This is a genomic window from Amycolatopsis xylanica (assembly GCF_900107045.1).
GTDB classification, from domain to species: domain Bacteria; phylum Actinomycetota; class Actinomycetes; order Mycobacteriales; family Pseudonocardiaceae; genus Amycolatopsis; species Amycolatopsis xylanica.
Genome location: NZ_FNON01000005.1, coordinates 103,215 through 117,677 on the forward strand (window position 1 = coordinate 103,215; position 14,463 = coordinate 117,677).

Here is a 14,463-nt window from a genome sequence, read left to right on the forward strand (position 1 = left end):
TAGCACTTGCTTGGTACGTTAGCAGGGTGCACGACTCGGGTACAGCTCTGCGGCTCCGGCTCGACGACGCCGTCGTGCTGGTCACCGGCGGCGCGCGCGGGGTCGGCGCCGGGATCCGGCGCGCCTTCCTGCGCGCGGGCGCCCACGTGCCGATCTGCGGGCGCACCCCGCCGGAAGACGACGAGGACTTCTTCGCCTGTGACGTGCGCGAGCCGGACCAGGTGGACGAGCTGATCGCGGCCATCGTCGACCGGTATGGCCGCCTGGACGTCGTGGTCAACAACGCGGGAGGCGCGCCGTACGCGGACGCGGCGACGGCGTCACCGCGGTTCCACAGCAAGATCGTCGCGTTGAACCTGCTCGCGCCGCTGACCGTCGCCCGCGCGGCGAATGCCGTGATGCAGCAGCAGGAAACGGGCGGTGCGATCGTCAACGTCAGCAGCGTCAGCGCGACGCGGCCGTCGCCGGGCACCGCGTCCTACGGCGCCGCGAAGGCCGGGCTGGACAACCTCACGGCGAGCCTCGCCGTCGAGTGGGCGCCCAAGGTGCGGGTGAACGCGCTCGACGTCGGCATGGTGAAGACCGAGCTTTCCCAGCTGCACTACGGCGACGGCGTGGAAGTCGCCAAGACCGTCCCGTTAGGACGGCTGGCCGAACCGGACGAGATCGGCGCGTGCGCGGTGTTCTTGGCTTCCCCCTTGGCTTCTTACGTGAGCGGGGCGACGCTCAAGGTGCACGGCGGCGGTGAGGTTCCCGCGTTTCTCGCGGCAGCGAGCAAGGAGAGCGAATGATCGTCGAGGGTAGGGTCGTCGTCGTCACTGGCGCGGGCCGGGGGATCGGGCGGGCGCACGCGCTGGCGTTCGCGCGCGAGGGCGCGTCGGTGGTTGTGAACGACGTCGATCTCGATCCGGCGTCCGCCGTGGTCGAGGAAATCGAGGCGGCGGGTGGAAAAGCCGTCGCCAACACCGACGATGTCGCGGATTGGGCGGGCTCCGAGAACCTGATCGCGACCGCCCTGGAGTCGTTCGGCAGGCTCGACGTGCTGGTCAACAACGCCGGATTCCTGCGTGACCGCATGCTCGTCAACCTTTCCGAAGACGAATGGGACGCCGTCGTGCGCGTCCATCTGAAAGGCCATTTCGCCCCGATGCGGCACGCGGCGGCGCATTGGCGAGCCGAGTCGAAAGCCGGACGGCGGCCTGACGCGCGGATCATCAACACCAGCTCGGGCGCCGGCCTGTTCGGCAGTGTCGGGCAGGGCAACTACACCGCGGCCAAGGCCGGGATCGCCGGGCTGACCGTGAACGCGGCCGCCGAGTTCGGCCGGTACGGCGTCACGGTCAACGCGATCGCGCCCGCCGCGCGGACCCGGATGACCGAGGTCGCCTTCGCGGAGAACATGGCCAAGCCCGAGACCGGTTTCGACGCCATGGCACCGGAAAACGTGTCGCCGCTGGTGGTCTGGCTGGGCAGCGCCGAATCCGCCGCCGTCACCGGCCGGGTGTTCGAAGTGGACGGTGGCCGCGTCTCGCTGGCCGACCCGTGGCGGCATGGCGTGGTGGAGGACAAGGGCGCCCGCTGGGAGCCGTCCGAGCTCGGCCCGGTGGTCGGGCGGCTGGTGGCGAGCGCACCGGCTCCCGAGCCGGTTTATGGCGCCTGACCTCGCGCTGAGGGAAAACTGTCGGTGCCGGATGCGATGCTCGTCCCATGGCTACCTGGCAGCGGTTCACAGCGGAAGCGCCGGAGCTGGCGGAGAAGGTTCTCGCGCGGTTCCTGGCGGACAAGTCACATGTGCTCGCGACACTGCGGGCCGACGGCTCACCGAGGGTGAGCGGAACGGAGGTGGATTTCCACGGGCCGGACATCTTCGTCGGGTCGATGCTCGACGCGGTGAAGGCACGGGATCTGCGGCGGGACGGGCGGTTCGCGATCCATGCCTACCCCGGGGTCGAGGACGGGGGAGACGCCAAGATCGCCGGTGTCGCGGTGGAGATCACCGACTGGGAGGAGCTCAAGTCGGTGGTCGGCGAGGACGCCGAGCCGAGTCACCTCTTCCGGCTCGATCTCACCGAGGCGGTGCTCACCTGGGTCGACACGGACACCTTGTGGGTCGAGCGCTGGACACCGGGGCGGCCGAGAGTGCGGTTCGCGAGGCCGGGGAACGGGCCGGTGATACGCACGGAACTGTCCTGAAAACGCGGGCGCGTTCGTAAACCCTTCGCGGGGAATACCCATTCCCGTAATGCCCCGAAGGTCAACTTTTCCGTGGTGCCCTTGCGGTTGCGTGGTGCGGCACGTTAGTTTCCCCAAGCCGGGATCTCACTGGGGTAGATACCGGCACTGGGGCTACTGGGGGCTTTAGTGGGTTCGGGCGCTGCGTATTCGAGCGCGTCGTCGTTTCGCCATGCCCTCGGTTCCCCGGGTGGGTTGCACACCTACTGAAAAAGGTATCTGGGGTATGCGAAGAACTGTGATCACCCGTGGCTGGTCCGTGCGCGTGGGCGCGGCCGTCGTCACCGCCGCCGCGCTGGCCGGACTCGTCACGCCGTCGGCGGGGTATGCCGCCGTCACCGCACCACCGCCGCCGCCGTCCGTTCCGCAGGAGAGCACGGACGCGGCGGCCACCGCGCTCGCCGAGGCGTCGGACGTCGAGAAGGTCAAGGCCGTGCGCGCCATCGAGGTCGGTGAGGCCACCGACGAGTGGCTGATGCTGACCGACAAGAACTTCGTCTTCAAGGTCTACGACAAGATCAGCGCGGACAAGTTCCCGCAGACCAAGGCCGAGGCGTACCGCGTCTACCGCATCGTGGTCGACCGCCCGGACGCGCCGGACGCGACCGCGTTCATCCGCACCGGCGTCTTCGACTTCGCCGACCGCGACCGCATCGAGTACGCCCGCCGCCAGGAAGAGGCCCGCCTCGCGCGGGAAGCGCGCCAGAAGGCCGCGGCCTGGGCGGAGATCCCCGCCGACGCCGCGATGCTCGACGGCACCGACCAGAACTTCGTCTACCAGGTGTGGCGCCGCTCGACCGGCCCCAAGGTCAAGGCGGGCGCCGCCGACGCGTGGGGCGGCGACGCCACCGCGTGGAAGACGTTCATCACCACCACCATCTACACCCTGCACACGCAGGACCAGCGCGACGCGATCGAGAAGGCCAGGCAGGAAGACGCCGAGAAGGCTCGCATCCTGGCCGCGCAGCTGGCGAAGAAGAACGCCGCCGCCATCCTCGCGATCACCGCGCCGGAGCCGTGGACGAACCTGACCGACGACAACTTCATCCGCCAGCTCCTGACGACTCAGGAACTGGCCCAGCCGCGGCACGTCGAGATCCTCAACGCCGCCAACGCCGCGCTGCGCAGCAGCGACCCGGCCGTGTGGAAGGCGTTCATCGACACCGGCATCTACGACGCCGACAAGCGTGACGCCGCCAGGGAAAAGGCCGCCCGCGAAGAGGCGGACCGCCAGCTCGTCCGCGAAATCAAGGCCAAGGCCGAGCAGAGCCGCCTCCGCCCGCGCCTGGTCGCCGCCGCGGCCGCGGCACTCGCCGGCACCCCCGCCGACGTCACCAAGTTCCTGAGCGAGGGCCAGTACGCGGTGCTCGCGCAGTCGCTCATGGCCACCACGCCCGGCGCCAAGGGCTGGTACGTCCGCAGCGGCGGCGGCGACGCCTGGATCACGCCGGGCACCCCCGGCGCCGCCGGCGAGGCCAAGCTCGGCGAGTCGACCTGGAAGACCGTCGCGGGCCTGGCCGACCCGGCCTGCTACTCCTTCGAGTCGGCCGGGCACGTCGGCAGTTACCTGCGCCAGCAGGACATGCGCGTCAAGCTGCACGCCAGCGACGGCTCAGACCAGTTCAAGCTGGACGCCACCTGGTGCCCGAAGGCCGGCCTGACCGGTTCCGGCGTGACGCTGGAGTCGAAGGCGCTGCCGGGCCGGTTCATGCGCCACATCAACGCGCAGATCTGGGCGGCCAACGACAGCGGCCAGAACTGGTGGGACGGCAACCTCGACGTCTACAAGGCCGACGCCACCTGGAACATCGTCGACCCCGACCCGATCATCTCGACCCCGCTGATCCTGCGCTGGTACAACGACGACGCCCTGCGCACCAAGATCGGCAACCCGAAGTCGCCCGAGGTCGTCGAAAACGGCGTCCGCTACCGCGACTACGCCAACGGCAGGCTCTACTGGAAGGCCGACCGCGGCGAGGCCCGCATGCTCTCCGGCGCGATCATCCCGGTCTTCGACAGCCTGGGCCGCTTCGACATCAACGGCAGCCCCGCGCCTCTGGCCATCGACCAGTCCACCTGCGCCGACGGCACAGGCCAGTTCGTGCACTACATCCCCGAGCGCATGATGTCCATCTTCTGGTCACCCAGCACCGGCGCCCACTGGGTACTCGGCGCGATCCGCGACAAGTGGGCGAGCATGGGCTGGGAGCGGTCCGAACTGGGCTACCCGACCAGTGACGAGTACGACATCCCTGGCGGCCGCCGCAGCGACTTCCAGAAGGGCTCCATCACCTGGGACAGCGCCACCGGCGCCATCCAGGTCTACCGCCGCGTCGTGATCACCCTGACCCCGACCCCGGCCCCACCCACGCCGTAAGGCATTCCCCGAACTGGGCCCGGCACTCACCCTCTCCCCCGAGTGCCGGGCCCTCCCATACCTGGGTTCGTGAGTGCTGCGGCCGGTCCTACCGAGGGAAAGGCCCGAACATGACGTGTTCCGGGGCTGGCCGGTGCGGGCTCGCCCAAGTTCGAGGGGGGCCGCGCCGGGCTTGGGCGCCCTGCCCGGGGAGCTCGGGGTCGTGCGCGTTGCGGGCGGTTCTAACCGCCCGCAACGCTCACGACCTCCCTCACGCAGGCCCCTCGCGCGAGCCCGATTGGGTCAGGGCCTCCCTCACCCAAGCAGCTGGGTGAGGGAGGCCCTGGCCCACATATCTGGGTGAGGGAGGCCCTCACCAACTCGAACTGGGTGAGGGAGGCCCTGACCCGCATATCTGGGTGAGGGAGGCCCTCACCAACTCGAACTGGGTGAGGGAGGCCCTCACCCAAGCCACCCACGCACGCCAATTCGGCTTTCCGCCCAATAACCCAATGCTGGGCAGTGAGCCCTTGGCCTAGACCACAGTGTGGCTTGCGAAACCCGAGTTTGGGCCATCCACTGGCCAAAACTCGGGTTTCGCGAAGCTCGACTCCTTCAGCCGCTACCGGCCACGCCCCTTGAGCGTCCACAAAGGACGCGCAACCCCACCTTTCGCCCGACCTTGCCGTATTTATCCAGCTTGTTAGGGCTTCCCGATGGAATGAACGGGGCTTGTGTGTCGCTCAGCCTCGCAAGAGTGGCGTTTGTGCGGACCGGCGCCCGGGGGTCGTGAGTGTTGCGGCCGGTTAGAACCGGCCGCAACACTCACGACCCCGGGGACTCAGCCGAGGCGTTCCAGGACCGTGCCCGTGGCCATGGCGCCGCCCGCGCACATCGTGATCAGCGCGGTGTTGCCGTCACGGCGCTCCAGCTCGTGCAGCGCGGTCGTGATCAGCCGGGCGCCGGTGCTGCCGACCGGGTGCCCGAGCGCGATCGCCCCGCCGTTCACGTTCACCCGGCTCTCGTCGGGCGCGTGAACCCGTTGCCACGAAAGGACAACGGACGCGAACGCCTCGTTGACCTCGAAGAGATCGGGGTCGGCGATCGTCATCCCGGCACGCGCGAGCACGCGCTCGGTCGCCTGGACGGGCCCGTCCAGGTGGTAGTACGGCTCGGCCCCGACCAGCGCCTGCGCCCGGATCCGCGCCCGCGGCCGCAGCCCGAGCGCACGCGCCTTGGACGACGACATCAGCAGCACGGCCGAAGCGCCGTCGGAGATCTGCGAGGACGTCCCCGCCGTATGCACCCCGTCCTCCATGACCGGCTTCAAGCGCGCCAGTCCCTCCAAGGTCGTGTCGCGCAGACCCTGGTCGCGCGTGACCAGCTGCTCCTGCGCTTTCACCGGCACGACTTCCCGGTCGAAATGACCCGCCGCCCACGCCGCCGCCGCTTTCGCTTGGGAGGCGACGCCGAACGCGTCGACGTCGGCGCGGGTGATGCCGCGGCGGGCGGCGATGCGCTCGGCCGCGCCGTACTGGTTGGGCATGTCGATCGACCAGGACTCCGGCCGGGGCGTGCCCGCCTCGGTGCCGCGGTTCGCGCCCAAGGGGACGCGGCTCATGGCTTCGACGCCGCACGCGATGCCGATGTCGATCGCGCCCGCCGCGATCAGCCCGGCGATGAGGTGCGTCGCCTGCTGGGCCGAGCCGCACTGCGCGTCGATGGTCGTCGCGCCGGTGGTGACCGGCAGGCCCGCGTGCAGCCACGCGGTGCGGGTGATGTTGCCCGCCTGCTCGCCGGCCTGGGTGACCGTGCCGCCGATGATCTGCTCGACGAGTGCCGGGTCGAGCCCGGACCGGTCGAGCAGGCCGCGCTGAGCGGCACCCAGCAGTTCCGCCGCGTGCAGGCCGGACAGCCAGCCGCCGCGTTTGCCGATGGGGGTGCGCACGGCATCGACGATGACCGGATCGCCCACGGGTACCTCCTCGTCCGCTTACTCTCAGTGAGTCGAGAGTAGAACACGTTCTAATTTAGTGCAAGGAATCACCTGGTCAACCGCCAAGCGGGCAGATCGACGTCTACCTGGAGTTTCCGCTCCGGATCGGCGAAGTAAACCCCGTTCACTCAGGCCTCTTCCCATGGTTAACGCCGTATGCTCTAATCGGGTTTAGAACGTGTTCCAACTGAGTCCGGACAGTGTTTTCGACAACGTCGTCGACCAGGAGGTCCCGTGGCCGCACCGCTCATCCCCGCCGGTTTCGACTTCACCGATCCCGACCTCTACGCGCATCGGCTTCCCCTCGAGGAGTTCGCCGAGCTGCGCCAGACGGCCCCGGTCTGGTGGAACCCGCAGCCCCACAACACCGCGGGTTTCGGTGACGACGGCTATTGGGTGGTGACGCGGCTGGAAGACGTCAAAGAGGTCTCGCGCGACAGCGAGCTGTACTCGTCGGCCGAGAAGACCGCGATCATCCGCTTCGACGAGACCATGACCGAAGACCGGATGAACGCGAACCGCCTTGTCCTGCTCAACATGGACGCCCCGCAGCACACGAAGCTGCGCCGGATCGTGTCCAAGGGCTTCACCCCGCGCTCGATCTCCAAGCTCGAAGACGCCCTGCGAGACCGCGCCCACCGCATCGTCAGCGAGGCGAAGGCCAAGGGCTCCGGCGACTTCGTCACCGACGTCGCGTGCGAGCTGCCGCTGCAGGCGATCGCCGAGCTCATCGGCGTGCCGCAGGAAGACCGCATGAAGCTGTTCGACTGGTCCAACCAGATGATCGCCTACGACGACCCCGAGTACGAACTCGAGCCGCTCGCCGCGTCGGCCCAGCTCGTCGGCTACGCGTGGAACATGGCCGAGGAACGTCGGAAATGCCCGATGGACGACATCGTCACCAAGCTCATCCACGCCGATGTGGACGGTGAGGCGCTCGGCTCCGACGAGTTCGGCTTCTTCGTCATCCTGCTCGCGGTCGCGGGCAACGAGACCACGCGCAACGCGATCACCCATGGCATGAAGGCGTTTCTCGATCACCCCGACCAGTGGGAGCTCTACAAGGAGCGCCGCCCGAAGACCGCGCCGGACGAGATCGTCCGCTGGGCCACCCCGGTCGTCGCCTTCCAGCGCACCGCCACCCGCGACACGGTGCTCGGCGGCCAGAGCATCCGCAAGGGCGACCGCGTCGGCATGTTCTACAGCTCGGCGAACTTCGACCCCGAGGTCTTCGACCAGCCCGAGAAGTTCGACATCCTGCGCGAGGACAACCCGCACGTCGGCTTCGGCGGCACCGGCTCGCACTACTGCATCGGCGCCAACCTCGCGCGCCTGGAGATCGACCTGATCTTCAACGCCATCGCCGACGCCATGCCGGACATCACCGAACTCTCGCCGCCGGACCGCCTGCGGTCGAGCTGGCTCAACGGCATCAAGCATTACCAAGTGCGCTACGCCTAACATGGCGGGATGCGCTGCCTGATCGATGCCGAAGTCGCCCTGTCGGTCACCGTGCCCGGCCGCGTCGCGTTCACCCTCGCGGCCGCGGCCGGCGCGGACCGAGAGGAACTGACGCTCTCCGACGACTTCCCGCCCGAGATCGTCGAGTTCGCTCACGGCACCCGCACGCACGTTTTCGACTTGCCCGCCAGGGATTTCTCGGTTCGCTACCAAGCCGAGTGCGAGATCAAGCCCGTCAAGCCTCAGGCGCTCACCACCGCCGACCTCGCCATCTACACACGGCCCAGCCGCTACTGCCCGACCGACCGCATGGGTTTCGCCATGGCCGAATTCGGCGGCCTCAGCGGTGATCGCGCCAAGGTCGACGCCATCGTCGGCTATGTGCACGACCGGATGTCCTATGTGGTCGGTTCGGGCAGCCCGGTCGACGACGCCGTCGACCGGTTGCTGGCGGGGGAGGGCGTCTGCCGGGACTTCGCGCACATTTGCGTCGCGCTGTGCCGGGTGATCGACATCCCCGCGCGCTACGTCTCGGTCTACGCGCCCGGTCTGTCCCCTATGGACTTCCATGCCGTCTTCGAGGCCGCGATCGACGGCCACTGGTACGTCTTCGACGCGACCCGCTTGGCGCCGAGGCAAAGCCTGGTCCGCGTCGCGACCGGCCGCGACGCCGCGGACACCGCGTTCATCGCGACGCTCGGCGGCTGTGAGATCGACTTCCGTGGCACCGGCCTGTTCGTCACCGCCGAGCCTGAACTTCCGGAAGACGACGGCTCGGAGCTGATCCCGCTGGCCTGGTGAGCACCACGGTCGTGAGCACGGTCCCGATCAGCAGCGCGCCGGCGACCCAGCAGGCCGCCGTCACCCCGTAGGTCAGGAAAACGTTGCCCAGCAAGGCGATCCCGACCGCCCCGCCGAGCTGCTGGACGGCGTTGAGCAGACCGGCGGCCGACCCGGTCTCGGCGGGACCGACCCGGCGCAGCGTCGCGGTGAAGAACCCCGACGTGAACAGCCCTTGCCCGATCCCGCACACCAGCAGCGCTGGCGCGCCCAGCGCGTACCCGAGCAGCCCGGCGAGCATGATCGCCAGCCCCGCGAACGGCACCTTGCTCCCGAACCGGGGCACGAGCACCCGGCCGGAGACCACCGAGGCGACACCCGCGCCCACCGACCACGGCACCAGCGTCAGCCCGGCGGCGAGCACGTCGCGATGCTCGGCCAGCTGCACCTGCAACGCCACGACCAGCGTAAAGCCGGTGACCACGGCGAAGAACAGCAACGCGGTCGCCAGCCCGGCCGGGAACCCGTGATCGCGGAACAGGCTCATCTCGACGAGTGGGCTTCGCCCTTGCCGTGACCGCCGCCGCTGGTGCAGTCCGAAGAGGACGAGCGCCGCGACCCCAGCGATGGTCCACAGTGGATTTCCTTCGATCAGCGGATACACGATCAGCCCCGTGCCGACGCTCGCCAGCAGCGTGCCCGCGAAGTCGAACCGCGGCCGGTGTGCGGCCTTGTCCTCGGTGAGCAGCGGGCTCGCCGCCAGCACCAGTACCCCGAGCGGCAGGTTGACCAGGAACACCGCGCGCCACGACGAGCCGAACAGGTCGGCATGCGTCAGCACCCCGCCGAGCAGCGGGCCGCAGACCGCCGACAGGCCCATGACCGGCCCGATCCATCCGAACGCCTTGGACAGCTCATGGTTCGCGAACATCGAGCGGATCAGCCCGATCGTCTGCGGGATGATCAACGCGGCCGCCGCGCCCTGCAGCGCTCGCGCGGTGATCAGCAGCCCGGCCGACCCGGCCAGCGCGCACCACAGCGAAGTGACCACGAAACCGGCGACGCCGATCTGGAAGATCCGCTTGCGCCCGATCAGGTCGCCGAGCCGCCCGCCGGTGATCAGCAGGATCGCGAACGGCAGCGTGTAAGCGGCGCTGTACCACTGGATGGCCGAGCCGCCACCGCGCAGATCCGCGTCGATCGCGGGCGCGGCGACCTGCACGATCGTCGCGTCAAGCAGGTTCATCGCCTCGGCGGTCAGCAGGACGGCCAACGCCGCCCCGCGCCTGGAATTCGTCATGCCGCGGAGCCTGCCGAGCACTGATCGAACGTTCCACCCACTCACGACGATTTGTCGATTTGTTCCATCAGCTGCCGTCCCCGTGCAGAATATGTGCATGCTCGACGAGATAGACCGTGGCCTGATCCACGCACTCCAGCTCGACGGCCGCGCCTCGTTCAGCCGCATCGCCGAGGTCCTCGGCGTGTCCACCCAGACCATCGCCCGCCGCTACCAGCGCCTGCGTGCCGACCACGGCATGCGCGTGGTCGGCCTGGGCGAACCGCACCGCGCCGGCCAGACCCGCTGGCTCGCCAGGCTCACCGCCAGTCCGCACACCGCACAGGACCTCGCGCTCGCGCTGGCCAGGCGCGCCGACACGTCCTGGGTGAAGCTCGCCTCGGGCGGCACGGAGATCGTCACGATCGTCGACACCGGAGCCGCGACCGGAAACCCCTTGCTGCTGCACGACATTCCGCGCGCCACGAGCATCACCTCGGTGTCGGCGCACTACATCCTGCACGCCTACCGCGGCGGCCCGACCCCGTGGCCGGGACACCTCAAAGGTCTCACCGAGCACCAGCAACAGCAGCTGGCACTCGAGGTGGTTCCCGGCGATCGCCTGCTCGCCGCCACCGACCGCGATCTGCTCACCGCACTCGGCCGCGACGGACGCGCCAGCCTCACCGACCTCGCCGCGGCCACCGGCTGGTCCCCGGCCACGGTCGCACGCAGGCTCGCCGCGCTGCAGTCCACCGGCGAGTTGTTCTTCGACGTCGAGATCAACCCGGCACTGCTCGGCGCGACCACGGAAGCACTGCTCTGGATGGCCGTCACGCCGGCGCACCTCGACGCGGTCGGCACCACGCTGGCCCAGCACGACGAACTCGCCTTCGTCGCCGCCACCACCGGCCCGACCAACCTGATGGCCCACGCCCTGTGCGCCGATCCCGGCGCGCTGCACCACTACCTGACGCACCGCCTCGGCACCCTCGACGCGATCCGCACCCTGGAGACCGCGCCCGTCCTGCGCACCCTCAAAGCCGCGGGCCCCCAGCAACCCCGGGATAAAGCGGGCTTTACTCCCCGGGATAAAGCCCGCTAAACATCGCGGGATAAAGCCCGCTTTATCCCGGTCCCGCGGGTCAGGCCCCGGGCTTGGCCGACCCCACCACCCACATCGAGAAGTACTGGGACCCGCCGCCGTAGGCGTGCCCGAGCGCGACCCGGGCACCGTCGACCTGGTAGTCACCGGCCCGGCCCATGACCTGCTTGGCGGCCTCCGAGAAGCGCAACATCCCCGACGCCCCAATGGGATTCGACGACAGCACGCCACCCGACGGGTTCACCGGGAGCCGTCCGCCCAGCGCGGTGTCCCCGGCTTCGGTCGCCTTCCAGCCTTCGCCTTCGGCCGTGAAACCCAGGTTCTCCAGCCACATCGGCTCGAACCACGAGAACGGCACGTAGATCTCGGCGGCGTCCACTTGGGACATCGGGTCGGTGATCCCGGCTTCGGCCCACAACGCCTTGGCCGCGTCGCGGCCCGCCTGCGGGTTGACCTGGTCGCGCCCGGCGAACGTGGTCGGCTCGGTGCGCATGGCCGTCGCGTGGATCCACGCCGCGCCACCCTCGACGGCGTCGCCCGCGGCCTCGTCGCCGAGCACCATCGCGCAGGCGCCGTCCGAAGACGGGCAGGTCTCGTCATAACGGATCGGGTCCCACAGCATCTGCGAAGCCTGCACGGATTCCACCGTGACATCAGGCTGCTGCAAGTGCGCGTACGGGTTGAGCGCGCCGTTGCGCCGATCCTTCGCCGCGACGATCGCGCCGATGTGCTCGGGCGCGCCGGAGCGGCGGATGTACGAGCGCACGTGCGGCGCGAAGTAGCCGCCGGCGCCCGCGCCGACCGGCATGTGGAACGGGACCGCGATGGACAGGCCCCACATCGCGTTCGACTCGGACTGCTTCTCGAACGCCACCGTCAGCACCCGCCGGTGCACGCCCGACTGGATCAGCGAGGCCGCGACCAGCGCGGTCGACCCACCCACCGACCCGGCCGTGTGCACCCGCAGCAGCGGTTTCCCCACCGCGCCAAGCGAATCCGCCAGCGACAGCTCCGGCATCATGACGCCCTCGAACAGGTCGGGCGCCTTGCCGAGCACCACGGCGTCGATGTCGTCCCAGCCGACCTGCGCGTCCAGCATGGCGCGGTCGATCGCCTCGCGGAGCAGGCCGGGCATCGACACGTCGGTCCGCTTGGCGCGATGGTGCGTTTGCCCGGTGCCGAGCACCGCGGCGAGCTGCTTGCTCATCGAGCCTCCAAAACGGCGACCAGGTTCTGCTGCAACGCGGGCCCGCTGGTCGCGTGCGCGAGTGTTTTCGACGCTGTGCCTTCGAGGATCGCCGTCGCGGCCTCGCCGATGCGCGACAGCCCGGCCGCGAACATCGGGTTGCCCGCCAGCGCGCCGCCGGACGGCGTGATCCGCACGCCGTCGCCCAGCCCGAGCGCGGACCGCAGGATCAGCTCCTGATGCGTGAACGGCGAGTGCAGTTCGGCGAGTTCGACGCCGTCGAGATCCAGTGCCTTCGCGGCGATCTCCGTCGACGGCGAGCGGGTCAGGTCACGGGCACCGAGCACGGCCGAGTCGACGCGATGCTCGATGCCGCTGATGATCGCCGGGCGCTCGACGAGGTCGCGGGCGCGTTCCTCCGACGCCAGCACGACCACCGAAGCGCCGTCGGTGATCGGCGCGATGTCGTGTGCCCGCAACGGATCCGCGACGAACGGACCGTCCGGATCGGACTTGCCGACGCGCGCCGCGACCTCGGCCATGTCCTTTTCGGTCCAGAGCCCGGCGTCCAAGCCCAGCCGGGCCTGCAAAGCCGCGATGCTCACCGAGTCAGGCCACAGTGGAGCGACCGTGTACGGGTCGAGCTGCAGCGAAAGGACTCGCCGCAGCTGCCCGGCCGACGACTTGCCGAAGCCGTAGACGAGCGCGGTGTCCGCCTCGCCCATCCGGATCTTCAGCCAGGCCTCGTACAGCGCCCATGCCGCGTCCATCTCGACGTGCGACTCGTGGATCGGCGGGAAGGCGCCGATCGCGTCGACCGCGGCGATGAACGAGAACGCCCGTCCGGCCAAATAATCCGACGAGCCGGAGCACCAGAATCCGATGTCCTCTTTGGACAAACCGGTCTGCTTGAACACCTCGGCGAAGATGGGCACGAGCATCTCCACGCCGTTGGTCGTGCCCGGGGTGGCGCGGACGTGCGGGGCCTGCGCGAAGCCCACCACGGCGACGTTCATCGTGACCTCACAGGTGGTGTGCGAACGACTCGTACGGCATGTCGGGCTCGCCGCTCGGCTCGAAATGACTGATGTTCTCCAAAGACGTCCACCACTCTTCCCGTGGTTTCCACGCCGCGCGCACCCGCATGCCCATCCGGACCTCGGACGCGTCGCAGCCGAGCACGAGGTGCAGGAACGCGATGTCCGCGCCGTCGAGCAGGATGTACGCGGCGACGTACGGCGGTTTCAGCCGCTGGCCGAGGAACGGGACGTTGACGATGCAGAAGGTGGTGACCGTGCCCGTGTCCGGCAGCTCGACCTCGTCGGTGGTCGGCACGCTGTCGGTCGGGCACGCGCCGCGCGGCGGGATGTAGACCTTCTCGCACGCGGGACAGCGCTGGCCGATCAGCCTGCCTTCGCCGAGCGCGCGCAGGTAGCGGCTTTCCTCCGGGGAAACAGAGTGCTGATAGTGCAGGTGCACCGGGGTGATCACGACGCTGACCGGCGCGCCCTCGTCGCGTTTCGCGACCGGGGGCGGCGGCTCGGTGAGCTCGGTGTCGGGGGAGTCGGCCGGCACGAAGTACGCGATGTCGCGGATATGGCCGACGAGCTCGTCGGCCCAGCGGACCCGGACGCGCAGTCCCGTGTGGATGGCGTCGTGGCAGACGTCGACGGCGTGCAGCAGCGTCGTGTCGGCGCCGTCGAGCCGGATCAACGCCCAGGCGAACGGGCGCTGAAGTGGTTGTCCCTCAAGGGGTTTCGCCATCCAGGTCCACGACACGACGGTGCCCTCGGCCGCGACCGTGACGAACTCGTCGAGCGGGGCGGCGGTCACCGGGTCGTACTCGACCGGCGGCACGTGCACCCGCCCGTCGCTGCCGCGGACGCCTTCGATCCGGCGTTCGCGTAGCCCGTTGACGAAACGGCCGAGCACGGGGCCGACCGAGCGCGTGTAGTCGAAGCCGATGTCCAGCGGCGCGGAGAGCGGTGCGGTCACCTTCGCAGTGAAACACGTTCTCGTTCAGGCGGCAAGGGATCCACGCCCGGAGCCTTGATCTGAACTGGAACGC

Annotated in this window: 12 protein-coding genes; 7 read left to right on the forward strand and 5 right to left on the reverse strand. The window is 69.4% G+C overall.

The window, feature by feature from the left end; all coding sequences use genetic code 11:
• Positions 1-26 precede the first annotated feature (26 nt).
• The 4 genes from BLV57_RS23390 to BLV57_RS23405 all read left to right on the forward strand — a co-directional run bounded on the left by BLV57_RS23390 (position 27) and on the right by BLV57_RS23405 (position 4,609).
• Complete coding sequence (locus tag BLV57_RS23390; RefSeq protein WP_091292153.1) at positions 27-791, forward strand: SDR family oxidoreductase; 765 nt, start codon at positions 27-29, stop codon at positions 789-791.
• Positions 788-1,660: an SDR family oxidoreductase gene (locus BLV57_RS23395; protein WP_091292155.1), complete on the forward strand. Its 873-nt coding sequence runs from the start codon at positions 788-790 to the stop codon at positions 1,658-1,660. Before BLV57_RS23390 ends, BLV57_RS23395 begins: the two co-directional genes overlap by 4 nt.
• 47 nt (positions 1,661-1,707) lie before the next feature.
• A complete protein-coding gene (locus BLV57_RS23400) occupies positions 1,708-2,193 on the forward strand; it encodes a pyridoxamine 5'-phosphate oxidase family protein (protein ID WP_091292157.1) in 486 nt (161 codons plus the stop codon).
• Between the two features lie 265 nt (positions 2,194-2,458).
• Positions 2,459-4,609 carry an AbfB domain-containing protein gene (locus BLV57_RS23405; RefSeq protein WP_176968771.1) on the forward strand — a complete coding sequence of 717 codons (2,151 nt, stop codon included), beginning with the start codon at positions 2,459-2,461 and terminating at the stop codon, positions 4,607-4,609.
• A gap of 820 nt (positions 4,610-5,429) precedes the next feature.
• Here the strand turns inward: BLV57_RS23405 and BLV57_RS23410 are convergent.
• On the reverse strand, positions 5,430-6,563 hold the full coding sequence (locus BLV57_RS23410) for a steroid 3-ketoacyl-CoA thiolase (protein ID WP_091292161.1): 1,134 nt from the start codon (positions 6,561-6,563) through the stop codon (positions 5,430-5,432).
• A 255-nt stretch (positions 6,564-6,818) separates the two neighbouring features.
• On the opposite strand from BLV57_RS23410, the gene BLV57_RS23415 reads away from it, so the two are divergent.
• Both BLV57_RS23415 and BLV57_RS23420 read left to right on the forward strand, forming a co-directional pair.
• The gene (locus BLV57_RS23415; RefSeq protein WP_091292163.1) at positions 6,819-8,045 is read left to right on the forward strand and encodes a cytochrome P450; all 1,227 of its coding nucleotides are present in this window, start codon (positions 6,819-6,821) and stop codon (positions 8,043-8,045) included.
• Positions 8,046-8,054: 9 nt separating this feature from the next.
• Positions 8,055-8,846, forward strand: a complete 792-nt coding sequence (locus BLV57_RS23420; RefSeq protein ID WP_091292165.1) for a transglutaminase-like domain-containing protein — start codon at positions 8,055-8,057, stop codon at positions 8,844-8,846.
• Here the strand turns inward: BLV57_RS23420 and BLV57_RS23425 are convergent.
• Entirely contained in the window at positions 8,785-10,125 is a 1,341-nt protein-coding gene (locus tag BLV57_RS23425) for an MFS transporter (protein WP_091293136.1), read from the reverse strand. The genes BLV57_RS23420 and BLV57_RS23425 overlap by 62 nt on opposite strands.
• Positions 10,126-10,216: 91 nt before the next feature.
• Between BLV57_RS23425 and BLV57_RS23430 the strand changes: the two genes are divergently transcribed.
• The gene (locus BLV57_RS23430; protein WP_091292167.1) at positions 10,217-11,209 is read left to right on the forward strand and encodes an Lrp/AsnC family transcriptional regulator; all 993 of its coding nucleotides are present in this window, start codon (positions 10,217-10,219) and stop codon (positions 11,207-11,209) included.
• Between the two features lie 40 nt (positions 11,210-11,249).
• Here BLV57_RS23430 and BLV57_RS23435 read toward each other — a convergent pair whose 3' ends face one another.
• From BLV57_RS23435 to BLV57_RS23445, 3 genes are read right to left on the reverse strand one after another with little or no spacing between them, the layout of a single operon-like run.
• A complete protein-coding gene (locus tag BLV57_RS23435; RefSeq protein WP_091292169.1) occupies positions 11,250-12,416 on the reverse strand; it encodes a thiolase domain-containing protein in 1,167 nt (388 codons plus the stop codon).
• Entirely contained in the window at positions 12,413-13,411 is a 999-nt protein-coding gene (locus BLV57_RS23440) for a thiolase domain-containing protein (protein ID WP_091292171.1), read from the reverse strand. The genes BLV57_RS23435 and BLV57_RS23440 overlap by 4 nt, the downstream gene beginning before the upstream one ends.
• Positions 13,412-13,418: 7 nt before the next feature.
• Positions 13,419-14,390 carry a Zn-ribbon domain-containing OB-fold protein gene (locus BLV57_RS23445; RefSeq protein ID WP_091292172.1) on the reverse strand — a complete coding sequence of 324 codons (972 nt, stop codon included), beginning with the start codon at positions 14,388-14,390 and terminating at the stop codon, positions 13,419-13,421.
• Between the last annotated feature and the right edge of the window lie 73 nt (positions 14,391-14,463).